This is a genomic window from Micromonospora sp. NPDC049359 (assembly GCF_044466585.1).
Lineage (GTDB): Bacteria > Actinomycetota > Actinomycetes > Mycobacteriales > Micromonosporaceae > Micromonospora.
Window position 1 is genome coordinate 1 of sequence record NZ_JBITMW010000007.1, and the last position, 21622, is coordinate 21622.

Consider the following 21622-nt stretch of genomic DNA (forward strand, 5'->3'; position numbering starts at 1 on the left):
GCGGGGGATCGGTGACGGGGGTGTCAGCACCTCGTCCGGGCGCTCAAAGTCTGGGGGGCGGCCTGCGAGCGGGGGGCTCGTGGCGGCCGGTCCGGGTGTAACGACCCGGGGGGCGGGGCCATTCCCGGAGGGCTGACGATCCGCGTGAGCGGGGCTCGTCGTGCCGGGAGGGTGTGTAACGACCTGCGGTCCGGGGCCATTCCCGGGGGCTTGGCTCCCCTGGGGCGGGGGGCTCGGCCGTGGTCCTGCGATCGTCGGAGGGTGTAACGACCCCCGGCCCGCCACGATTCCGGCCCACGGGTGCAGCCGGTCACCACAGCGGCCCCACAACCGGACATACCGCCCGCGCGGTGGTCGGCCTGGGTGATCGACTCCGGATCGCCGAACTCGGGGCATCCCGGACCGGTCGATGCCCCCATATCGGCGAACTCGTGTCGATCACGACACCGCACGACCGCCGGGGGGCCGGCGGCGGGCTGCCTCACTCGCCCAGGCGAGATCGGACCTTGTTCGCACACGAGTCCAGAACGGTTCGCGCGTCGAGTCCCAGGCTCTCGATCGCCACCAACGCGGTGAACACCACGTCGGCCAGTTCGGCTGCCACGTCCTCGCGCGTGTGGGTGACACCCTTGCGCGGATTCTGCCCGAGCAGGCCGATCCAGGCGGCGGACGCCTCGCCCGCCTCCTCGGTCAGCTTGAGGATTCGGCAGGTCAGTTCCGTCTCCCCGGTGCCGTTCGCGGTGTCCAGCCAGCCCCGCGCAGCCCGGGCCGCCGCCCAGATCGAGTCGTCCACGACGACAGTCAACCGCATCGGACCGGACCGGCCGACGATCGGCACCCACGCCGTCGAGGCCCAGCGCCACCGGGCTCCCTCGGGGCCTGACCGGTCGGTCAGCGTAGCCATTGACTCCGGTCGAAGGCGGTCCTAGGTTCAGGACGCTACCGGCCGGTAGGCAACCGTCCCGCCTGGTCGCCCCCGCAGGCGACATCCGTCCGATGGGGAGCATCGATGCTGTCCGTACCCGTTCGCACCCTGCGCCGCCTGGTCGCCGCCACCGCGACACTGACCCTGGCCGTCGGGCTGATCGGCCCCGCACCCACCGCCGCCGCAGCAGGCGTCGCAGCGGACCGCGGCTCCGACGGCGACCAGCCGCTGCCCGGCTACACCTTCCAGAACCCGCCGCTGACGCCGCTGACGGTGGCGGGTAAACCGACGACGGTACGTCAGGGCGTGCACCGGCACGCCGCGTACATCATCGAGGTTCCCTCCCGGTGGAACGGCGACCTGGTGCTGTGGGCGCACGGCTACCGGGGTCAGGGCACGGTTCTCTCGCCGGAGCCGCCGGGCTTCGAGCTGCGCCAACGGTTGCTGTCCCAGGGGTACGCGTGGGCGTCGTCGTCGTACGACCGCAACGGCTTCGACATCCGCTCCGGGGTGCTGGGCACGAAGGATCTCGCGGACCACTTCGCCCGGACGGTGCGTCGGCCGCACCGCACGTATCTCGCCGGGGTGTCCATGGGCGGGTACGTCATCGGTCGCTCGCTGGAGCAGTATCCCGGCTACTACGACGGCGCCCTGCCCATGTGCGGGGTGCTCGGCGACCAGAGGCTGCTCGACTTCTACCTGGACTACAACCTGGTCGCGCAGGCGCTCGCCGGAGTGCCGGCCTACCCCACGCCGACCGACTACCTGAACAACGCGGTGCCGCGCATCCAGGCGACGCTGGGCCTCGCGGGGCTCACGCCGACCGGCCCGGACACGACCACCGAGCGGGGCAAGCAGTTGCGGGCCGTGACGGTGGACCGTTCGGGCGGGCCGCGTCCCGGCGCTGACGCCGCGTTCGCGGTGTGGAAGGACTTCCTCTTCTCGATCATGGTGACCGAGGGCGGCGACTCCCCCGCCCAGCGGCCCGGACAACTCGCCACGAACCTGCTCACCCGCTACCGCCCGAACAGTCCGGTCGACCTGAACTCGACCGTGCGGCGGGTCGCGCCGGAGAACGTCCGGCAGCGGCTGCTGCCGACGCTGACGGAGGTGCCGCGCATCGCCGGCCGTCCCAGCGCGCCGGTGGTCAGCCTGCACGACCTCGGTGACCTGTTCGTACCGTTCAGCATGGAGCAGGCGTACGCCACCGACGTGGCACGGCACGGTCGTAGCCGGCTGGTGGTGCAGCGGGCCATCCGGGCCGCGCAGCACTGCGAGTTCAGCCCGGCCGAGGCCGGGGCCGCCTGGGACGACCTGGTGTCCTGGGTACGCACCGGCAAGCGCCCGGCCGGCGACACCGTGACCGATCCGGCGGTGGTGGCCCGACCCGACTACGGCTGCCGGTTCAGCGACCGGGCGGTGTACGCCGCCGGGGATGGCACCCGCCGCCTCTACGCCCCCTGCTGACGAAAGACGAGACCGGCCGGCCCCCGTGACGGGAGCCGGCCGGTGTGTTCAGGATGCGGTCACCAGAGCTGCTGGACGAGGTCCGCCGCCTGCTCCTCCCACTGCGCGTACGCGTACGGGAACGCGGAGACCTGCACGGTCTGCGCGGCGGTGGTTAGCGGCAGGTCCTGCCAACCGCCCACGTTCTTGAGCGCGTCGAAGAACGCCGTGGCGGCGTACTCCGGGTCGGTGATCTGCTCGGGCGAACCCCAACCGGACGACGGACGCTGCTGGAACAGGCCCTGCGAGTCGTGGTCGTTGGACGCGCCGAGGTGGCCGAGGTTGTAGAGCTTCGACTCCTGCAACGAGGTGGCGACGCCGATCACCGCGCCACGGTCGCCGACGCCGGTCTTCTTGGCCGCGTCGACGATCGACCGGGCGTTGTCGAGCTGCGCCTTGTCGAGCGGGATGCGCGACTGCGCGCCTTCGATGCCGTGCGGGATCAGCTCGTCGCGGCTCGGCTTGCCGGTCGGCGGCTTGCCGGTGGCGGAGCCGGTGGTCAGGCCGGATTCGACGGGCTGCTCCTGGTGCGCAGCGCCGGTGGCGGCCTTGCCGGTGGCGAGGTCGATGGCGGCGACGGCGCCCTGGTGCGGCCCGGAGGTGACCGGGGCGGCGGTCGCGGTCGGCGCGAGCGCCAGACCACCGAGGGCGGCCACACCCACCACGCCGAGCGCGGTCTTGCGGTACGAGTCCTTGGCGATGGCGGGGAGCCATCGAGTGAAGTCGGGCTTCACGATGGTTCCTTTCGATCGTGCGGAGCGCTCCGGGGTGAACGCCCCTCGGGAGGGACCGCGGGAAAGGGGTTTGGGCTCCGGCGGTACGGGGGACACAACCGGGTTGACGAGTCGGTCATTCCGGAAATGCCGGAGTCACCCCCGAGCTGGGACCCGGTCACACCGGGGAATTCGGATGGCCGGCCGGACCCGGGTGACGGGTGGGCGGATTCGGACTATCGACGCAGACGGGTCAGCCCGGATGGGCCACGCCGAACCGGACGAGCACGTGCCAGAGCTGTTTGAGGTGCGCAAGGGTGTCGGCCACCGGACCCCGGTCGGCCCACCGCTGGGGCTCGGTCACCAGCGACACGGCGCCCCGGCCGATCAGCGCCGCGTCCACCGGCGCGTCCGGTTGGCCGAACTCCCGGTGCAGGCGGGCCGCGAGCACCGGGATGGCGGGACCCCGGAACTCGGCGTCGACCTCGCCGACGGGCAGCACGAAGCCGGGGTGCCAGCGCAGCGGGAAACCGTACCGACGCGCGAGAGATTCCAACTGCTCGCCGGTGGCGGTGCCGACGAAGGACGGGTCCGCAACCAGCTCCTCGACGTCGGACGCGAGGTCGAGAGCGCCGTGGACCTGGGCCTCCACGTAGTCGTCGAGCGCCCGACCGACGGTTCCCGGCGTGCGCGGGCCGTCGAGCAGCGTCCGCGCCAGGGCGGCGACGTCCGTCTCGGCGCGGCCGAGGCACACGCCGGTACGGGCCACCTCGGCCAGGAGCCCGGCGAGGACCGCCTCGAAGGCGTCCGCCGTCCCCACCACACCGGGGCCGAGGTAGCTGTCGCCGAGGCAGAAGGTCGCCCGCGCCAGCACCGCCGGACGCAGCCGCAGATGGCAGGAGCCGAAGCGGGGGCAGGCGCCGTCGGCGTGGTCGAGCAGGTTCAACCCACCGTAGATCGGGCGGTCCGCCGGGGTCACCCCGGTCTGTTGGTACGCGCCGCCGAACATCCGCCGCTCCCAACGGTCCCGGTCGCCACCGGGGTACGCGGTGAGGCCACCGGCGGAGATCCCCGTGACGAACTGACTGCGGTACACCCCGTCCTCGGCCAGCGCGGTCGCGACGGCACGCCCGTCGGCGCACAACCGATCCGGGTGGAAGTTGACGGTGATCCGGCCGCGCTCGACGGCGGCGAGCAACCGCTGAGCCGGCTCGTCGACAGCGGCGGCGGCGAGGTGGCGGGCGATCGTGGCGAGCGCCGCAGGACGCTCGGTCACCGCCGACGACCGCACGTACGCGAGGGCGGACGCCTGCGCCGGCGTCAGGGCCCCGGCGTGCGGCGCGTCCCGCTCGGACGTCGCCGTCACGGCGTGTCCGGCTCCGTGTCCGGCTCCGTGTCCAGCTCCTGGAAGACGGTGATGTGCAGGTCGGCGGGGGCGTCGAGGCGCGCGTTGAGCGAGCGCCACGGCGTCAGCGTCGGCGGCGCGACCTCCCTCGCACCGGCGGCGACCAGCCGGGCCGTGGTCGCGGCGGCGTCGTCCACCTCGAAGGCCACCCGGAGGCGCGGGGCGACCTGACGGCCCACCTCGACCTCGTCGATCAGGCGCTTCTGCGCTGGGTTGGCGATCTCCAACGTGGCCCGGCCGGCGTCCAGGATCACCACCCGCGCGTCCCCGTCGCTGGTGAACTCGGCCTCCATGGGCAGGCCGAGCGCGTCCCGGAAGAACGCCACGGCGGCCTCGTGGTCGGCCGCCTCCACGACGAGGCGCAGCTGACGGACGACGGGTACGGGCTGCTCGGCGACCATGCGGCGGATCGTAACGCCCTAGGCTGGCGGGGCACTGTCCCGAAGGGAGCAACGATGGTCGACGCGTACCTGCTGCGTCCGGTCGGCCGGGTCGCCTCGCCGCTGACCGACGCGGCGACCGCGCCGCGGCAGGGCGACGAGGGCTCGCCACCGGCCTGGCTGGTGTTCGAGCCGCAGGTCGAGCCCGCCCTGCGCGACCTGGACGTCGGCGCGGAGCTGCTGGTGCTGACCTGGTTGGACCGGGCCCGGCGCGACGTCCTGGCGGTGCGTCCGCGTGGTGACGAGACCCGCCCGGTGACCGGCGTGTTCAGCACCCGCTCCCCACACCGGCCCAACCCGATCGGGCTGCACCGGGTCCGGGTGCTGGCGGTGGACGGGCTGCGCGTCGAGGTCGCCGACCTGGAAGCCCTCGACGGCACCCCGGTGCTGGACGTGAAACCGGTGCTGGGCGCGGCCGACGAACGCTGAGGCGTCCGCCGGCCGCTCGGGTCAGTGCCCCCGGGCCAGTCACTCCGGCAGGTGCGGGGCCTCCGCGCCGATGGTGGTGTCGTCGCCGTGGCCGGTGTGCACGACCGTGTCCGGTGGCAGGGTCAACAGCCGGGTACGGATCGACTCGACGATGGTGTCGAAGTCGCTGTACGACCGCCCGGTCGCGCCCGGTCCGCCCTGGAACAGGGTGTCGCCGGTGAACACCGCGCCCAGGCCCGGGGCGTGGAAGCTGCACGCGCCGGGACTGTGCCCCGGGGTGTGCAGCACCTCCAGGGCGGTGCCGGCCACCTTGACGATCTGCCCGTCGTGCAGTTCGCCGTGCGGCGGCAGGTGGGGGTGGACCAGGTCCCAGAGCACCCGGTCGTCGGCGTGCAGCAGGATCGGCGCGCCGGTGGCCTCGGCCAGTTCGGGGGCGACCCGTACGTGGTCGTCGTGCGCGTGGGTGGCGAGGATGGCCCGCACCCGGCGCTCGCCCACCAGCGCGAGGATCGCGGCCACGTCGTGCGGCGCGTCGAGGACGACGCACTCGTCGTCGTCGCCGATCACCCACACGTTGTTGTCCACCTCGAAGGTCTGCCCGTCGAGCGAGAACGTGCCGGCGGTGACCGCGTGGTCGACCCGGACGGTCATCAGAACACCACCACCGAACGCAGCACGTCGCCGTGGTGCATCCGCTCGAACGCGTTCTCGACCTGGTCGAGGGCGATCTCCTCGGTGACGAAGGCGTCCAGGTCGAGGCGGCCCTGCCGGTACAGCTCGGTGAGCATCGGGAAGTCCCGGCTGGGCAGGCAGTCGCCGTACCAGCTGGACTTGAGCGCGCCGCCGCGCCCGAAGACGTCCAGCAGTGGCAGCTCGATCCGCATCTGCGGGGTCGGTACGCCGACCAGCACGACGGTGCCGGCGAGGTCCCGGGCGTAGAACGCCTGCTTCCAGGTCTCCGGTCGGCCCACCGCGTCGATGACCACGTCCGCGCCGAAACCGCCGGTGGCGGCGCGGATCGCCTCGACCGGATCGGTGTCGGAGGCGTTCACGGTGTGCGTGGCGCCGAACTTCCTCGCCCAGTCCAGCTTGCGACTGTCGGTGTCCACGGCCACGATCGTCGTGGCGCCGGCGAGGGCCGCGCCGGCCACCGCCGCGTCCCCGACGCCACCGCAGCCGATCACCGCGACCGAGTCGCCGCGGGTCACGTTGCCGGTGTTCAGGGCCGCGCCGAGGCCGGCCATCACACCGCAGCCGAGCAGGCCCACCGCGGCCGGCCGCGCCGCCGGATCCACCTTCGTGCACTGCCCGGCGTGCACCAGCGTCTTCTCGGCGAACGCGCCGATGCCCAGCGCCGGGGTGAGTTCCGTGCCGTCGGTGAGGGTCATCCGCTGCTTCGCGTTGTGCGTGTTGAAGCAGTACCAGGGTCGGCCGCGACGGCAGGCCCGGCAGTCGCCGCAGACCGCCCGCCAGTTGAGCACCACGAAGTCGCCCGGGGCCACGTCGGTGACGCCCTCCCCCACCTGTTCGACGATGCCGGCCGCCTCGTGGCCGAGCAGGAACGGGTAGTCGTCGTTGATGCCGCCCTCGCGGTAGTGCAGGTCGGTGTGGCAGACGCCGCAGGACTGGACCCGGACGATCGCCTCACCGGGGCCGGGGTCGGGCACCACGATGGTGGTGACCTCGACCGGTGCGCCCTTGCTGCGGGAGATGACTCCCCGGACTTCCTGGCTCACTGCGCCTCCTGGTGGTGGTCGGTGGCGGGACCCGGGGCCGGGCGGTGAAGCGGGCTCGGCGGTGGGCCCCGGGCGAACCTACCGCGATCACCACGGCCGGCCCAGTCGGCCAGGGGGCGGGTTATCGCGGGTCACGCGGGGTACGCGGGCCACGATTCGGACCACGGCCACCGGGAGTGATCATGAAAATCGCGCACCTGCCGCTGCGGGCCAGCATCGGCGCGTACTTCCTCGACTCGGGTCTCGGCAAGCGCAATCTGGAGGGCGAGGCCGCGCAGGCCATGCACGGGATGGCGGAGGCGGCAATGCCGCAGCTCGGCCAACTGGACCCACCCCGGTTCGCCAAGCTGCTGTCGTACTCGGAGATCGCTCTCGGGGCGGCGCTGCTCGCGCCGTTCGTGCCGACGCCCCTGGTGGGGCTCGGCCTGACCGCGTTCGGCGCGGGTCTCGTGCAGCTCTACCTGAAGACGCCGGGGATGCGCCGGCAGGGCAGCATCCGACCGACGCAGCAGGGCGCCGGGCTGGCCAAGGACGTGTGGCTGCTCGGCGCCGGCCTGACGCTCGTGCTGGAGGGGCTGACCCACCGCCGTCGGCGCGGCTGATCAGGCGTAACCGCGCCGCCGGCACCCGTTATCGTGTGCCCGACCCCGACGGTCGGCCTGAGGAGCTGCGGTGACCCACAGTCGTTCGGTGCGGCCGTTCTACCGGCCCATGCGGCCCCGCCGCCGGGACGAGCCGCACCGCGCGGCCACTCCACTGGAACTCTTCTTCGACCTGTGTTTCGTGGTGGCCGTGGCGCAGGCGGCGTCCGCCCTGCACCACGACGTCGCCGAAGGGCACCTCGACCACGCGCTGCGCAGCTACCTGATGGTGTTCTTCGCGATCTGGTGGTCGTGGATGAACTTCACCTGGTTCGCCTCGGCGTACGACACCGACGACGACGTCTACCGGATCACCACGCTGGTGCAGATCACCGGGGCGTTGATCCTGGCGGCCGGGGTGCCGCGCGCGTTCGCCGAGGGCGACTTCACCGTCATCACCTACGGGTACGTGGTCATGCGGCTGGCCGCCGTCGTGCAGTGGAGCCGGGCCGCCGCCGGCGATCCGACGCACCGGGCCGCGGCGCGCAGGTACGCGATCGGCGTGACCATCGTGCAGCTCGGCTGGCTGCTGCGGCTGGCGCTGCCGGACGACTGGGGCATCGGCACGTTCCTGCTGCTGGCGCTCGCCGACCTGCTCGTTCCGGCGGTGGCCGAGCGGCCGGGCATGACCCCGTGGCACCCCGGGCACATCGGCGAGCGGTATGGACTGTTCACGCTGATCGTGCTCGGCGAGGCGGTGCTGGCGATCTCCCTGGCGATCCAGACCGGGCTGGACGCGGGCGACCATGGTCTCTGGGCGCTCGCGGCGGCCGGCGCGGTCATCGTGTACGCGCTCTGGTGGCTCTACTTCGACCGCCCGGTCGAGACGCCGGACCGGCTGCCGTACTCCCTGGTCTGGGGCTACGGCCACTACCTCGTCTTCGCCGCGATCGCCGCCGTCGGCGCCGGCCTGCCCGTGGTGGTGGACCACGAGCGGCACCTCGCGCACGTGTCCGGAACGACCGCCGCGTACGCGGTGGCCGTACCGCTGGCCGTCTTCCTGCTCACCGTCTGGGTGCTGCACGTCCGCCGCCAACAGCACGGCGCGGTGGTGGTCGCCTATCCGATCGTCGCCGCGGTGGCGCTGCTCGTGCCGCTCGGACCGGCCCCGGTGCCGGTGCTCGCGCTGCTGCTGGTCGCCCTCGTGGCCCTGACGGTGGTGCTGCGCGAACGTGACGCCGGGGCCGTCACGAGCCGTACGGCCTGACATCGATCTGGATCAGACATCGATCATCCGGCCTGCCGGCGCGCGGGACGGCCCGAAAATGGGCAGAATTGCGGGATGTTACGCCGCCGATGGTTGCTGGCCGACCAACTCGGGCCACATTTCCTCGACGACCCCGATCAACCGGTCCTCCTGGTGGAGATCCGGGAGCTGTTCCGCCGCCGCCCGATGCACCGGCAGAAGGCGCACCTGATCCTCTCCGCCCTGCGCCACCGCGCCGCCGAGCTGGGCGACCGGGCGCTGCTGCTGCGCACCGACACGTTCCGCGAGGCACTGACGCAGGTCACCGAGCCGGTGGAGGTGTGCCACCCGCACTCCCGGGCCGCGCTGGCGTTCGCCCGTTCGGTGCCCGGCCTGACCGTGCTGCCGCCGCGCGGTTTCATCACCAGCCAGTCCGACTTCGCGGCCTGGGCGGACCGCACCCGGCGCGGCCCGCTGCGGATGGCCGACTACTACCGGCAGGCCCGTCGCCGGCACGAGGTGCTCAGCGGGCCGTCCCGGATCGCCGCCTCGGCCCCGACGCCGCGCCGCCCGCGCGGTGAGGCCGCCGCCGTGCCCGCCACCCCGCCGCCACCACCGCCCATCGTCGAGGACGACATCGACGCGCAGGTCCGCCGCGACCTCGACGGGTGGGCGGCCGACGGGGTCCGGTTCGTCGGTCGGGACGGCCCCCGGCGGTACCCGGCCACGCACGACGAGGCGCAGGCCCGGTTGGCGCACTTCCTCGCGTACCGGCTGCCCGGGTTCGGCCGCTACGCCGACGTGATGAGCGCCGACGACCCGCTGTTCGCGCACTCGATGCTCTCCTCGTCGTTCAACCTGGGGCTGCTGCACCCCGAGCCGGCCGTGCGCGCCGCCGAGCAGGCGTGGCGGTCCGGCGCCGCCCCCCGTACGGCGGTGGAGCCGTTCATCCGCGGGCTGCTCGGTTGGCGGGAGTTCCTCTGGCAGTTGTACTGGTACCACGAGCCGCGGTTCCGGGGCGCGAACTGGCTGGCCGCGACCGAGCCGATGCCGCAGTGGTTCGCCGACCTGGACGCGGACGCGGTGGAGGCGCGCTGTCTGGCCGACGTGCTCGCCGCCGTCCGGGACCGGGCCTGGACGCACCAGAGCCCCCGGCTGCTGGTGCTGGGCAACTACGCGTTGCAGCGCGGCTGGCGTCCCGCCGAGGTGGCGGACTGGTTCCAGCGCTGCTTCGTCGACGGCACCGACTGGGTGATGAACGCGACCGTGATCGGCATGAGCCAGTACGCCGACCTGGCCAGGGTGGACACTCGCCCGTACGCGGTGGACGGCACCGACATCGACGAGATCAGCGACTACTGCGCCGGCTGCCGGTACGCGCCGGAGCGGGCGCTCGGCGAGTTGGCCTGCCCGTACACCGGGGGTTTCGAGAGCTTCCTGCACCGCAACCGGGAGCGGTTGGTGGCCGACCCGCGACTCGCCGCCGAGCTGGCCCGCCGCGACGAGCCCGAGCACCGGGAGGCGGTGCTGGCCCAGGAGGAGAAGCGCGGCGGCAGCCCGCCCTGATCAGGTGGGGTCGGCGACTGGCGGCGGGACCGGCGCGGGCCGCGCCACGCCCCGGTTCAGGCCGACCATCAGCACCCGGTGGTACGACGCCGGCATGATCCGGGCCAACAGGTCGGGCACCTTCGCCGACCAGCCGATGAGCACCCGGCCCCGCCGTCGCTCGACGCCCCGCAGGATCACCTCGGCGGCCCGCTCAGGGGCGATGGTGAGCAGCTTCTCGAACTGCGCCCGACCGGCGGCGTACTCCTGGGCCGGCACGCCGCTGCCGACGCGGGCGTTCTCGGTGATCCGGGTCCGGATCCCGCCCGGGTGCACCGACGTCACGCCGATGCCGTCGTCGACCAGCTCGTGCCGCAGCGCCTCGGTCAGGCCCCGGACGGCGAACTTGCTCGCCGCGTACGCGACCTGCCCGGCCGGCGCGATCAGCCCGAACAGGCTGGAGATGTTGACCAGGTGCGCCCCCGGTTCGGCCTTGAGCGCGGGCAGCAGCGCGTGCGTCACCTGCGCCACCGCCCGGAAGTTGATCTCGATGACCCAGCTGAACTCGTCGAACGTGACCTGGTCGAACCGACCGCCGAGGCCGACGCCGGCGTTGTTGACCAGCAGCCGGATCCGCGGATGACGCTGGCCGATCTCGGCCGCCACCCGCGCGGTGGCCGCCGGGTCGGCGAGGTCCACCCGGTAGGTGTGCACCCGCCGGTCCGGGTGCGCGACGCCGATGGCGGCGACGACGCCGTCCAGCCGCTCGGCGTCCCGGTCCAGGAGCACCAGGTCACAGCCGCGACGGGCCAGGCCGTGCGCCAGCGCCGCGCCGATGCCGCTGGCCGCGCCGGTCACCACTGCCGTCGCGCCGGCGAACTCAAACCTCCGCACGATCGGTGCTCCTTCCCTGGCGGGCGCGGCGGGAGAACCGCACACCCTCGTCGGCGAGCCGGCCGTGCCGCATCAGCAGCACGTCGCGGACGTAGTTCTGGTGCAGCCGCCACGGCGTCCGCGCGCCCTGCCGGGGCAGGGCCGCGACACCGCGCAGCACGTACGAGGAGCGCAGGTCGATCAGCGGCGCCCGCTCATCGCCGGGCGGCGGCAGCGGGGTCACGACGTGTTGGCCGGTCCGGTCCAGGTGGCGCAGCAGCCGGCAGACGTAGCCGGCGACCAGGTCGGCCTTGAGGGTCCACGACGCGTTGGTGTAACCGATGGTCAGCGCGAAGTTCGGCACCCCGGAGAGCATCATGCCCTTGTAGGCGACGGTGTCGGCCAGGTCGACGTCGACACCGTCGACGCGCAGCGTCAGGCCACCGAGGGCGAGCAGGTTGAGCCCGGTCGCGGTGACCACGATGTCGGCGCTCACCTCGTCGCCCGAGGCCAATCGGAGGCCGTCGGCGGTGAACGTGTCGATGGTGTCGGTCACCACCGACGCCCGACCCTCCGCCACGGCGGTGAAGAGGTCGCCGTCGGGCACCACGCAGAGGCGCTGGTCCCACGGATCGTACCGGGGCGAGAAGTGCCGGTCGACGTCGTACCCGACCGGCAGCAGGCGCGTCGCGGCCCGCCGCAGCAGCCGTCTCACCAGCCCCGGCGCGCGCCGGCTGAGCTGGAACGTGGCCGTGGACAGCAGCACGTTCTTCCACCGCACCACCGGATACGCCACGCCCGCCGGCAGCCGACGCCGCAGGGCGTCGGCCAGCCGGTCGCGTGCGGCCAGGGCGATGAGGTACGACGGTGAGCGTTGCAGCATCGTCACGTGGGCGGCCCGCCGCGCCAGGGCCGGCACCAACGTCACGGCGGTCGCGCCGCTGCCGATCACCACCACCCGCTTGCCGGCGTGGTCGAGGTCGTCCGGCCAGTGCTGCGGGTGCACCAACCGCCCGGCGTACGCGTCGACGCCCGGCAGGGCGGGCGTGTAGCCCTCGTCGTACCGGTAGTAGCCGGTGCAGGCGAACAGGAACGAGCAGGTCAGCACCACGGTCTCGGTGGTGTCGGTGCGCTCGGCGTACACCGTCCAGCGGGCGGCGTCGCTGTCCCACTCGGCGCGCGTCACCCGGTGGGAGAAGCGGATGTGCCGCTGCACGTCGTACTCCCGGGCCGTTTCGCGCACGTACTCGAGGATGCTCGCGCCGTCGGCGATCGACCGCGCGTCGGTCCATGGCCGGAACGCGTAGCCGAGGGTGAACATGTCCGAGTCGGACCGGACGCCCGGGTAGCGGAACAGGTCCCAGGTGCCGCCGACCGCGTCGCGCGCCTCCAGCACCGCGTACGTCTTGTCGGGGCAGTCGCGGCGCAGGTGGCAGGCCGCGCCGACGCCGGACAGGCCGGCGCCGACGATGAGCACGTCAACGTGGTCGGAGGGCATCGTTTCCTCCATCCGGGGCGGTGGTCGGACCCTAACACCGCGACCGAACGACCGTTAACTAGCGCCGGACCGCCTGCGGGCCGGAGCGGCGGGACGCCCGCTCGGCGTCGAGCCGAGCGAGCATCCCCTCGAAGTCGTCCGGAGCGAGGACCGGTCCGCTGTTCTTGCGCCACCCGCCCTTGCGGGACCGCCGCTGCACCGACGACTCGAACGCGCCGCCGGTCGTCCGCACCCAGCACGCGAGGCGCACGGTGGGCCCGCCGAGGAACAGCGCGGGACGCGCCTCGAACCCGGTCACCTCCGACCATGGGAACGTCCGGGTGCGCGAGATGTGCCGCAGCCGTACGCCCTCGTCGTTGACGTAGATCCCGGTCAGGTACATGCGGGTGACCCCCGTCAACCACAAGCCGAGGAAGGGGAACACGGTGAACACGCCGACATCGTCGCGCGGGTCGAGGTCTCCGCGCAGCAGCGCCGACCCGACGCCGGCCAGCATCGCCAGGCCCACCACCGATCCGACCACCACCATGAGCCCGGTGACCGCCTGGGTGAGGCCCCACGGATCCATCCGCCGCCATCTGCGCACGGCCCGCAGGCTAGTCCATGGACGCTCGCGTCGATTCCATGATCCAGTTCGTCTCCCAGGTGCGTTCGCCGTCGACCGAGAACGCCTGCTCCCAGCGGGCCCTCGTCGCGGTGATCCCGGACCAGATGAACCGGCACCGGACCGGACGCCCCTCGTGCTGGTCGTCGGCGTAGAAGCGGCCCACCCCGTCGACGAAACGACCGACCATCGGCGGCTGCTCCAACTCGCCGCGACCGCTGTTCATCCAGTAGATCGACCACTGCTCGCTCGCCGGGTCGAAGATCCTGATCGTGGCACCGGAGAAACCCCTGGTCGGGAAGGTTATCTCGTCGAAGTTGCCGCCCCCGCCGAAGAAGCTGCGCGCCACCGACACGCCGGGGAACTCGTCCCACTCGTCGCAGCCGGTGAGCCGTTCGCGGAGCCGCCGGTTGACCACGTTCCAGGTGCCCACGTAGAAGTCGAAGTCGCCCATCAGTGGCCCACCGGCCCTTCCGCCCGCGAGTCGCCCAGATAGCCGGCCAGGTCGGGGCTCTCCGGGGCCAGCAGGTGCCGGACCCAGGCGGCCCGCTCGTGCTCCAGCACCGCCAACTCCCAGACGCAGCCGACCTCGCGCCGACCCAGCTCGACGAAGTGGGTCGGGTCGTCGTCCGGGCAGTCCAGCACCGGCTGACCGGCCACCGCGATGTGCGCCTGCAACGCGTTGTCCCACACCCAGGTGTACGCCAACAGGTAGGCGCCGGTGTCCGCGCCCCGGTGCAGCACCACCCACCCGGCGGCCGGCGTGCCGTCGCGCACCGCGCGGGCCAGCAGCGCTGGCAGGACGTCGTAGGCGGCCTTCTCCACCGCCGGTTCGATCGGCTGCCCCGGCTGGTCGATGTGGTAACGCTTGAGCTGCCAACCGTCCACCACGATCGGCTCCAGCGTTCGTAGATCCTTGTCGTCGAATGCCATGCCGGGACGGTAGGACCACTTCGCTGACAGCTAGTGTCAGTGAAGTGCGGGCCAGTCGACTCATTTCCGTCCTGCTGCTGCTCCAGTCGCACGGCCGGCTGACCGCCGCGCAGCTCGCCGAGCGGCTGTCCGTCTCCCCACGCACCATCTACCGCGACGTGGAGTCGCTGCACGCCGCCGGCATCCCGCTCTACGCCGAGGCCGGGCACGCCGGCGGTTACCAGCTCGTCGACGGCTGGCGGACCCGGCTGACCGGCCTGACCGCCGAGGAGGCCGAGCGGCTCTTTCTGGCCGGGCTGCCCGGCCCCGCCGACGAGTTGGGCTACGGCGACGTGGTGGCGGCGCTGCGACTCAAGCTGAACGAGGCGCTGCCCACGCCGTTGCGCGACCGGGCCACCCAGCTCCAGCAACGCTTCCACCTGGATACACCCGGTTGGTACGCGGACGGCGACGCCTCCCCCGAGCTGGCCCGCACCGCCGAGGCCGTCTGGCGGCAGCAGCGCGTGCGGGTGCGGTACCGCAGTTGGCGGGGGGAGGTGACCCGGGTGCTGGAGCCGTACGGCCTGGTGCTCAAGGGCGGCCGATGGTACGTGGTGGCCACGCAACCGGGCCGGTCCGAGCCGGCGACCTACCGGGTCAACCAGATCCTCGCGCTGACCTCGCTCGACGAGGAGTTCGACCGGCCGGCCGACTTCGACCTGCCGGCCTGGTGGCGCGAGCACGTGGTGCGGTTCCGCGCCCGACTGCACCAGGACGAGGCCACCGTACGCCTGTCCCCCGCCGGCCGGCAGCGGCTGCGGGAGATCGGCAGTGATCCGGTGGTGGCCGCCGTGGACGCCAGTGCCGGTCCCGCCGACGCCCAGGGCTGGGTGACCGCCGTGCTGCCGATCGAGTCGTTGACCCACGCCCACGGCGACCTGCTGCGCCTCGGCGCCGACGTGGAGGTGCTGACCCCGGTCGCGCTGCGCGAACTCCTGGCCGCCACGGCCGCCGGCCTGGCAGCCCTCTACGGCCCCCGGTAGGTGCCGTCGCCTTCCACAATGGAAGATCGGCGGGACATCGACTGTCGGCCACGTGTGCCACCCTGGGACGGTCGCCAGCGGTCACCGGAGGTGAGGGCAACGCTACGACTACGCGCGCTGGTCGCCGTCCCCGGCACCGGGCCGGTCACCCTCGACGTCGCGGCCGGCGAGACGGCCGCGCTGGTCGCGCCGCCCCGGGTCGGCACGGCCGTGGCCCGGGTGCTGGCCGGCCTGGCCGCCCCGGTCACCGGTCGGATCATGGTGGGCGCGCGGGACGTCACGTCCCTGCCGCCACCACGCCGGCAGATCGGCTACGTGCCGGCGGGCGGCGCGCTGCTGCCGCAGCTCACCGTGCGGCGCAACATCGAGTACGGCCAACGCAAACGCGAACGGGTGCACGAGATGGCGGACGACTGGACGGCGACGGTGGTGGAGCGGCTGGAGTTGGCGCCGACGCTCGACCTGCTCCCGCACGTGCTCTCCGACGCGCAGCGGTTCCGGGTCGCGCTGGCCCGCGCCGCCGTCTGCCTACCCGAGGTGCTCGTCGTCGACCTGCCCGTCGACCCCGCCGGCGGCAGCCGCCTCGGCGACCTGCTGCCCCGCCTCGCCCCGTCGGAGACGCCGGGGGTCGCCACGCTCGTCTGCACCGCCGATCCGTCCACCCTGGCCGACATCCCGACGCGGCACCACCTGGTCACCGAGCCCGACGAGGCCCCCCGGTGACGTCGGCCGGTGGCCTCAGCCGCCGTACCCTGCTGCGCGCCGCCGCCGTCGGCGCGGCGGCCACGGCGGCCGGGTGCGGCGGCGGCACCCGCTCGATACAGGTGGCGGTGGTCTGGAGCGGCGGCGAGCTGGACCGCTTCCGCGAGGTCGTGGCCGCGTACCCCGCTCCGGTGCGGGTGGTCAGCGCCGGCAACGACATCGACGCGTTCCTGCGCGCCCGGCACCTCGCGGGCACCTCGCCGGACGTGGCGATCCTGTCGCGTCCCGGCCTGGTCACCGAGTACGCCGCGCGGGGCTGGCTGCGCCCGGTGCGACCGTCGACCGAGTACGCGGTGCCGATCGGCCTCGGCGACCTGCTGATAGCCAAGGGGCAGCGCTACGGCCTGTGGGTCAAGGCCGCGCACAAGTCCCTGGTGTGGCATCTGCCCTCGATGCTGCCCGAGCCGCCGACGAGCTGGGACGCACTGGTCTCGCTGACCCGCCGCCTCGGCGCGCTCGCCCGCGACGGCGGTCCGGCGCCCCTGGCCATCGGCGCGGCGGACGGCTGGGTCCTCACCGACTGGTTCGAGAACGTGCTGGCCGACCTCGCGCCCACCGCCTACGACGCCCTCGCCGCGTCCGAGGGTGACTGGCAGGGCCGGGCGGTGCGCGACACCCTGGACCGGCTCGCCGAGCTGTGGAGCATCGACGGCGCGTTCCCCGGCGGCGGCAAACGTGCCCTGCTCACCCAGTACGAGGAGTCGGTGATCCAGGTGGTCCGCTCACGGCGGGCGGTGATGGTCTTCGAGGCCGACTTCACCGCCGAGGTGGTGGGCCGGTTCCGCAGCGGCGCCGAGGAGCCGGTCACCTTCCGCTTCCCGAGCGCCGGGGCGGGCAGCGGCGCGCTGATCGTCGGCGGCGACGTCGCGGTGGCCTTCGACCACGACCGGGGCGGACTGGAGCTGGTCGAGTGGTTGACCCGGGCCGACTCGTTCGGTCCCTGGCTGCGGGCCGGCGGCTACCTGTCGCCGAACACCACCATCGCGCTGACCGAGTACGCCGACCCGGTCCGCCGGCAACTGGCCCGCGAGATGCGCGGCCCGGACACCCTGCACTTCGACCTCTCCGACCAGTTGCCGGGGGCGTTCACCGGCTCCGACGGCGTCGGCATCTGGCGCATCATGCAGGACTTCTTCGCCGACGTCACCGGCGGCGTGCCGGCCCGCCGCGCGATCGACGACGCCACCGGGCAGCTCGCCGCGGCGGCCCGCGAGGCGGGCGGTGACCGGTGAGCGAGACCCGGGTGCTCGGCGAGCTGGCGGTGCTCGACGACGTCGGCCCGCCGCGCCGGGGCCGGGCCTACCCGGCGGCCGGTGCGACCTCCGCCCTGCTGCTGCCGGCCGCGCTGCTGCTCGGGGCGCTGGTGCTGTGGCCGGTGCTGCGCACGCTGCACGCCAGCGTTACCACCGACGGTCGCTGGGTCGGCGCGGAGCACTTCCGGGCCGCCCTCGCCGCGCCGCACACCGGCGCGGTGGTCGGCCGTACGGTGCTGTGGGCGGTGCTGGTGCCGGCCGTGGTGACGGCGTTGGGCTACCTGTTCGCCGTCGTGTCGCGCCGCTCACAGGAGGGTGGCCTGGTCCGGCTGATCCTGCTGGTGCCGGTGGCGTTGCCGCTGGTCGTCACCGGCGTGACCTTCCGGCTCATGTACGACCCCGACCCGACCCGTGGCCTGGTGACCCTGCTCGCCGCGCGGGTGACCGGCCGCTCCACCGAGGACGCCCCGCAACTGCTCGGGCCGGGCCTGGTGACGGTGGCGTTGATGTCGGCGTTCGTCTGGGCGTGGGTGGGGCTGGCCGTGCTGGTCTTCCGGGCCGCGCTGGACCGCGTACCGCCGAGCCTGGCCGACGCGGTACGCGCCTACGGTGGCGGCCGGCGACACGTCCTGTGGGACGCGCAGTGGCGGCCGCTGTTGTTGCGTACCGTCGCGGTGGTTTTCGCCCTGGTGGCGCTCGGCACGAGCCGCACCTTCGACCTGATCCTGGTGATGACGCCCGGGTCCGTCCGCGACGACGCGGCGGTGCTCGCCCTGCGGGTCTGGCAGACCTCGGGCGGCACCACCACCGGGCAGGGCGCCGCGCTCGGCGTCGTCTGGCTGGCGGCGGTGGCCGCCGGAATGCTGGTGGCGGCGTTCTTCGTCCGCCAGGCGTGGCCGCCGCCGCGGGTCGAGGCGACGCCCGACGCGGCGCCGACGCGGCCGCCGCGCCGGCTGTTCCGGGTGCTCGCCGCCGCCGCCGCGGTGGCCTGGCTCTTTCCACTGGTGGTGCTGCTGGCGACCTCCGCGCACGGGCAGGTCGACGCCGCCGCGCAGGGCTGGTGGTCGGCCCCGCCCGGCGCGGGCTCCTACGAGGCCCTGCTCGGCGGCGACGAGCTGTGGCGGGCGCTCGGCTTCACCCTGCTGCTGGCCACCGTCGTCACCGCGACGGTTCTCGTCGTCGGGCTGCTGGCCGCGTACCCGCTGGCGTGGCTGACCGGGCCGGCCGCGCAGGCGACCGGCCTGCTGCTGATGGCCGCCACCGTCGTCCCGGTGCAGGTGATCGCCGGGCCGGTCAACGAGGTGCTCGGCCTGGTGCTCTCCTCCGGCACCGCACGCGGGTTGGCGCTGGTGCACGTGGCGCTGGGGGTGCCGTTCGCGGTGCTGGTGCTGCGCAACGCGTTCGCCGACCTGCCGGCCGACCAGGTGCGCGGCGCTCGCCTCGGCGGCCGGCGGTGGTGGGGCACGCTTCGTCGACTGGCCCGGCACAACCTGCCCGCCGTGGTCGCCGTGTCCGTGCTGGAGTTCGTCCAGGTCTGGAACGACCTGGCGGTGGGCCTGCTGTTCAGCAGCCCGGAGGCCACTCCGCTCGGGTTGTTCCTGGCCGGGCAGAGCCGCGGCTTCGTGTCCAACAGCGGGGTCCTGGCAGCCGGTTCGGTGCTCGCCTCGGTGCTGCCGGTGGCGCTCATGGTGCTCGCCCGGCGGCAACTCGTCGCCGGCCTGGTCTCCGGGGGCGTACGGTGACCCGCCCCACCGGCGCGCCCGGTCGAGGGCCGAGGTGGCCGCTGCTCGCCGCCGTCGTCTCGCTCCTCGGCGGCGTGCTCGGCAACGTGGGCATCAACCTGCTCTCCGAGCTGGTGAGCAGCGCGCTCGGCCCGGCCGCCGAGCTGCTCGGCCCGGCGAGCATCGTGATCGGCCTCGTCGGCGCGATCGGCTTCGCGGTGTACGCGCATCAGCGCCGGGCCGGGCGGAAGACCGGTCCGGAGCCCACCGAGGTGGTCAGCACGCCGGTCGAGGATGTGCCGACCCTGCCGTACACGGCGGGGTTCACCGGCCGCGACGAGCACGTGCGGGCGGTGCTGGACCTGCTCGCGCGCGAGCACGCCGTGGCGGTGCTGGGCCGGCGGGCGGTGGGCACGTCGGCCTGCGCCATCGAGGCGGCGAACCTGTGCCGGGCGGACTTCCCGGACGGGCAGTACCACTTCGACCTGCGCCGGGGCGGTCGACGCCGGTCTCCCCGGCAGGTGCTCACCGCGTTGGCGGGGGTCCTGGGCAGCGCGCCGCCGGTGTCCGGTCGGCCGGACGCCCTCGCGGCCGCGGCCGCCGCGATCCGCCGCAAGATCGACGGTCGCAAAATCCTGCTGGTCCTGGACAACGTCGACCGGCCCGAGCAGGTCCGCGCGCTGCTACCGCCGACCGCGCGCACCTGCCGGCTGCTGCTGGCCGGCGGTCCCGCGCTCAGCGGGTTGAACGGGGTGGTGGAGCACTGGATCGCCGAGCCCGGCCCGGACGAGGCGGTCGAACTGTTCGCCGCCGCTGGCGGCGCCGCCCCGGCCGCCCGGGTCCGCCGCGCCGACCCGCGTACCGATCCGGCCGTACGCGAGATCGTCGACCTGTGCGGCCGGCAGCCGCGCACCGTCCGCGCGCTCGGCTACCGCACGGCCCAGCACGGCTGGCGGCACGTCGACGTCCTGGACGCGCTGCGCCGGGCGGTGCGCACCCCGCCGCACCAGCGGGTCGCCGTCTCGCCGGCGGCCCAGCTCGTCACCGAACGGGACACCGCCTACCGGGCATTGACCCGCGAGGCCCGCCGGCTCTACCGCCTGATGTCGCTGGCGCCGGCCCCGGTGGACCGGCCGACCATCGCCGCGCTGGCCCGCCGGCACCCCGAGCGGATCACCGGGCTGCTGGACCAGTTGGCCGCCGCCGCGTTCGTGGTCGGCGCCCCCGGCGACCGGTACGAGGTCCGTCCGCTGCTCGCCGCGAACGCCCGCCTGCACCTGCGCGACGCCGACCCGGCCCGTTCCCGGGTCGCCGCGCAGGCCCGGCTCACCCGGCATCTGGCCCGGCGGGCGGAACGGCACGCCGCCAACCTGACCGTGCTGGGCTCCCCGCCGGACCGGGAGTGGTCGCTGCCGCTGGACGACGACCCGTACGGCTGGTTCGACCTGCACCAGGAGTTGCTGCTCGCGGTCGTCCGGGTGCCCGCCGGGGCGGCCGAGACGCTGCCCCGACGGGTACGCCGGTGGTGGTTCCGGTTGGCCGTGGCGCTGTGCGGGTGGCTCGCCCACGTCGAACGGCTCGACGAGTGGGAGCAGGTGTGCCGCACGGTCCTGGCCACCCCGACGGCCGACGACCGACCGGAGATCGCCGGCTGGGCGCACAACGAGCTGGGCGTGCTGCGCCGACGTCGGCACGACCCGCAGGGGGCGGCGGCGGCGCTCACGCTCGCGGTGGCCGAACGCGGCCGGCGGGGCACCGCCCAGGCGCGGATGAACCTCGGCCTGGCCCTGCTCGACCTGGGGCAACTCGACGACGCGGTGGAGCACCTGGAGCTGTCCCGCCGGCACCGCTCGTCCGCGGACCGGGCCGGGCACGCCCTCACCCAGCTGGGCCTCGGCGCGGCGCAGCTGGCCCGGGGTGAGCTGGACGCCGCACACCACCATCTGGTGCGGGCGGCGAACACGTTCCGGTCGGTGGGTGACGCGCGCGGTTACGCCGCCGCGCTGACCAACCTGGTGCTGGTGCACGCCAGCCTCGGCGAGCACCTGGACGCGGCGCAGGCCTGGCGGGCCGCGCTGCGCGAGTACGAGTCGGTCAACGACCCGACCAGCCGCGCCGCGGCGCTGCTCAACGCGGGCGCGACGCTGCTGACCAGCGCGCCGGGGCAGGCGCGGGCGGCGTACGAGCTGCTGGCCGAGAGCCGACGGCTGCGCGAGGACGTCCGGCCCACGGCGGGGCTGGCGCGTACCCTGCTCTACCTGGGCGACGCCGCCGCGGCGCTGGGCGACCGGGCCGACGCGCGGCGGCGGTGGGCGGACGCGGCGACGGTGGCCGAGGAGGTCGGCGACGACCGGGCGCTGGCCGCCGCCGACGAACGCCTGGTACCCGACGTCGAAGCGCCACCGGCCACCCCCTGAGCGGTGTGTCCCC

Annotated in this window: 21 protein-coding genes; 10 read left to right on the forward strand and 11 right to left on the reverse strand. The window is 73.9% G+C overall.

Annotated elements, in window-relative coordinates; all coding sequences use genetic code 11:
- Window positions 1–481 precede the first annotated feature (481 nt).
- Window positions 482–793, reverse strand: a complete 312-nt coding sequence (locus ACIBTX_RS17260) for a MazG-like family protein (RefSeq protein WP_357121731.1) — start codon at window positions 791–793, stop codon at window positions 482–484.
- A gap of 216 nt (window positions 794–1009) precedes the next feature.
- Between ACIBTX_RS17260 and ACIBTX_RS17265 the strand changes: the two genes are divergently transcribed.
- The gene (locus ACIBTX_RS17265) at window positions 1010–2392 is read left to right on the forward strand and encodes a hypothetical protein (protein ID WP_396832716.1); all 1383 of its coding nucleotides are present in this window, start codon (window positions 1010–1012) and stop codon (window positions 2390–2392) included.
- 59 nt (window positions 2393–2451) lie between these two features.
- Here the strand turns inward: ACIBTX_RS17265 and ACIBTX_RS17270 are convergent, their stop codons facing one another.
- The 3 genes from ACIBTX_RS17270 to ACIBTX_RS17280 form a co-directional block, all read right to left on the reverse strand.
- On the reverse strand, window positions 2452–3165 hold the full coding sequence (locus tag ACIBTX_RS17270; protein WP_357121725.1) for a hypothetical protein: 714 nt from the start codon (window positions 3163–3165) through the stop codon (window positions 2452–2454).
- A gap of 232 nt (window positions 3166–3397) precedes the next feature.
- A complete protein-coding gene (locus ACIBTX_RS17275; RefSeq protein WP_363660729.1) occupies window positions 3398–4510 on the reverse strand; it encodes a DUF3626 domain-containing protein in 1113 nt (370 codons plus the stop codon).
- On the reverse strand, window positions 4507–4950 hold the full coding sequence (locus ACIBTX_RS17280) for a VOC family protein (protein ID WP_357392706.1): 444 nt from the start codon (window positions 4948–4950) through the stop codon (window positions 4507–4509). The genes ACIBTX_RS17275 and ACIBTX_RS17280 overlap by 4 nt, the downstream gene beginning before the upstream one ends.
- Window positions 4951–5004: 54 nt before the next feature.
- On the opposite strand from ACIBTX_RS17280, the gene tsaA reads away from it, so the two are divergent.
- Window positions 5005–5418 carry a tRNA (N6-threonylcarbamoyladenosine(37)-N6)-methyltransferase TrmO gene (gene tsaA / locus ACIBTX_RS17285; protein WP_357121716.1) on the forward strand — a complete coding sequence of 138 codons (414 nt, stop codon included), beginning with the start codon at window positions 5005–5007 and terminating at the stop codon, window positions 5416–5418.
- Between the two features lie 39 nt (window positions 5419–5457).
- Here tsaA and ACIBTX_RS17290 read toward each other — a convergent pair whose 3' ends face one another.
- Window positions 5458–6069: an MBL fold metallo-hydrolase gene (locus tag ACIBTX_RS17290; protein ID WP_357172219.1), complete on the reverse strand. Its 612-nt coding sequence runs from the start codon at window positions 6067–6069 to the stop codon at window positions 5458–5460.
- Window positions 6069–7154, reverse strand: a complete 1086-nt coding sequence (locus ACIBTX_RS17295; RefSeq protein ID WP_357121710.1) for an S-(hydroxymethyl)mycothiol dehydrogenase — start codon at window positions 7152–7154, stop codon at window positions 6069–6071. Before ACIBTX_RS17295 ends, ACIBTX_RS17290 begins: the two co-directional genes overlap by 1 nt.
- Before the next feature lie 182 nt (window positions 7155–7336).
- On the opposite strand from ACIBTX_RS17295, the gene ACIBTX_RS17300 reads away from it, so the two are divergent.
- From ACIBTX_RS17300 to ACIBTX_RS17310, 3 genes are all read left to right on the forward strand, one after another.
- On the forward strand, window positions 7337–7756 hold the full coding sequence (locus ACIBTX_RS17300; RefSeq protein WP_363660728.1) for a hypothetical protein: 420 nt from the start codon (window positions 7337–7339) through the stop codon (window positions 7754–7756).
- A gap of 70 nt (window positions 7757–7826) precedes the next feature.
- On the forward strand, window positions 7827–9002 hold the full coding sequence (locus ACIBTX_RS17305; protein ID WP_357392705.1) for a low temperature requirement protein A: 1176 nt from the start codon (window positions 7827–7829) through the stop codon (window positions 9000–9002).
- A 75-nt stretch (window positions 9003–9077) separates the two neighbouring features.
- Entirely contained in the window at window positions 9078–10547 is a 1470-nt protein-coding gene (locus ACIBTX_RS17310; protein WP_363660727.1) for a cryptochrome/photolyase family protein, read from the forward strand.
- Here the strand turns inward: ACIBTX_RS17310 and ACIBTX_RS17315 are convergent, their stop codons facing one another.
- Genes ACIBTX_RS17315 through ACIBTX_RS17335 form a run of 5 tightly spaced genes read right to left on the reverse strand, consistent with a single transcriptional unit; the run spans window position 10548 to window position 14434 of the window.
- Window positions 10548–11420, reverse strand: coding sequence for an SDR family NAD(P)-dependent oxidoreductase (locus ACIBTX_RS17315; RefSeq protein ID WP_396832717.1), 873 nt, complete (start codon window positions 11418–11420; stop codon window positions 10548–10550).
- Window positions 11407–12897 (reverse strand): NAD(P)/FAD-dependent oxidoreductase, encoded by a 1491-nt coding sequence (locus tag ACIBTX_RS17320; RefSeq protein WP_357121695.1) that lies wholly within the window; start codon window positions 12895–12897, stop codon window positions 11407–11409. Before ACIBTX_RS17320 ends, ACIBTX_RS17315 begins: the two co-directional genes overlap by 14 nt.
- Window positions 12898–12955: 58 nt before the next feature.
- Window positions 12956–13483 carry a PH domain-containing protein gene (locus ACIBTX_RS17325; RefSeq protein ID WP_357121692.1) on the reverse strand — a complete coding sequence of 176 codons (528 nt, stop codon included), beginning with the start codon at window positions 13481–13483 and terminating at the stop codon, window positions 12956–12958.
- A 10-nt stretch (window positions 13484–13493) separates the two neighbouring features.
- Window positions 13494–13955 carry a hypothetical protein gene (locus ACIBTX_RS17330; protein WP_357121689.1) on the reverse strand — a complete coding sequence of 154 codons (462 nt, stop codon included), beginning with the start codon at window positions 13953–13955 and terminating at the stop codon, window positions 13494–13496.
- Window positions 13955–14434, reverse strand: coding sequence for a hypothetical protein (locus ACIBTX_RS17335; RefSeq protein ID WP_357121686.1), 480 nt, complete (start codon window positions 14432–14434; stop codon window positions 13955–13957). Before ACIBTX_RS17335 ends, ACIBTX_RS17330 begins: the two co-directional genes overlap by 1 nt.
- Window positions 14435–14478: 44 nt before the next feature.
- Here ACIBTX_RS17335 and ACIBTX_RS17340 point away from each other — a divergent pair, with 44 nt between their 5' ends.
- The 5 genes from ACIBTX_RS17340 (at window position 14479) to ACIBTX_RS17360 (ending at window position 21609) form a co-directional block, all read left to right on the forward strand.
- Window positions 14479–15456 (forward strand): WYL domain-containing protein, encoded by a 978-nt coding sequence (locus tag ACIBTX_RS17340; RefSeq protein ID WP_357121683.1) that lies wholly within the window; start codon window positions 14479–14481, stop codon window positions 15454–15456.
- A 90-nt stretch (window positions 15457–15546) separates the two neighbouring features.
- The gene (locus ACIBTX_RS17345) at window positions 15547–16179 is read left to right on the forward strand and encodes an ATP-binding cassette domain-containing protein (RefSeq protein WP_357121680.1); all 633 of its coding nucleotides are present in this window, start codon (window positions 15547–15549) and stop codon (window positions 16177–16179) included.
- Window positions 16176–17450 carry an extracellular solute-binding protein gene (locus ACIBTX_RS17350; protein ID WP_357121677.1) on the forward strand — a complete coding sequence of 425 codons (1275 nt, stop codon included), beginning with the start codon at window positions 16176–16178 and terminating at the stop codon, window positions 17448–17450. Before ACIBTX_RS17345 ends, ACIBTX_RS17350 begins: the two co-directional genes overlap by 4 nt.
- On the forward strand, window positions 17447–19213 hold the full coding sequence (locus tag ACIBTX_RS17355) for an ABC transporter permease subunit (RefSeq protein WP_357121674.1): 1767 nt from the start codon (window positions 17447–17449) through the stop codon (window positions 19211–19213). Before ACIBTX_RS17350 ends, ACIBTX_RS17355 begins: the two co-directional genes overlap by 4 nt.
- A complete protein-coding gene (locus ACIBTX_RS17360) occupies window positions 19210–21609 on the forward strand; it encodes a hypothetical protein (RefSeq protein ID WP_396832718.1) in 2400 nt (799 codons plus the stop codon). The genes ACIBTX_RS17355 and ACIBTX_RS17360 overlap by 4 nt, the downstream gene beginning before the upstream one ends.
- Window positions 21610–21622: the final 13 nt, after the last annotated feature.

Excerpts from the sequence above, each read along its gene's own strand:
- ACIBTX_RS17265 (WP_396832716.1), top strand. The coding sequence starts at position 1,010 with ATGCTGTCCGTACCCGTTCGCACCCTGCGCCGCCTGGTCGCCGCCACC.
- ACIBTX_RS17280 (WP_357392706.1), bottom strand. The coding sequence starts at position 4,950 with ATGGTCGCCGAGCAGCCCGTACCCGTCGTCCGTCAGCTGCGCCTCGTC.
- tsaA (WP_357121716.1), top strand. The coding sequence starts at position 5,005 with ATGGTCGACGCGTACCTGCTGCGTCCGGTCGGCCGGGTCGCCTCGCCG.
- ACIBTX_RS17290 (WP_357172219.1), bottom strand. The coding sequence starts at position 6,069 with ATGACCGTCCGGGTCGACCACGCGGTCACCGCCGGCACGTTCTCGCTC.
- ACIBTX_RS17300 (WP_363660728.1), top strand. The coding sequence starts at position 7,337 with ATGAAAATCGCGCACCTGCCGCTGCGGGCCAGCATCGGCGCGTACTTC.
- ACIBTX_RS17310 (WP_363660727.1), top strand. The coding sequence starts at position 9,078 with ATGTTACGCCGCCGATGGTTGCTGGCCGACCAACTCGGGCCACATTTC.
- ACIBTX_RS17320 (WP_357121695.1), bottom strand. The coding sequence starts at position 12,897 with ATGCCCTCCGACCACGTTGACGTGCTCATCGTCGGCGCCGGCCTGTCC.
- ACIBTX_RS17330 (WP_357121689.1), bottom strand. The coding sequence starts at position 13,955 with ATGGGCGACTTCGACTTCTACGTGGGCACCTGGAACGTGGTCAACCGG.
- ACIBTX_RS17335 (WP_357121686.1), bottom strand. The coding sequence starts at position 14,434 with ATGGCATTCGACGACAAGGATCTACGAACGCTGGAGCCGATCGTGGTG.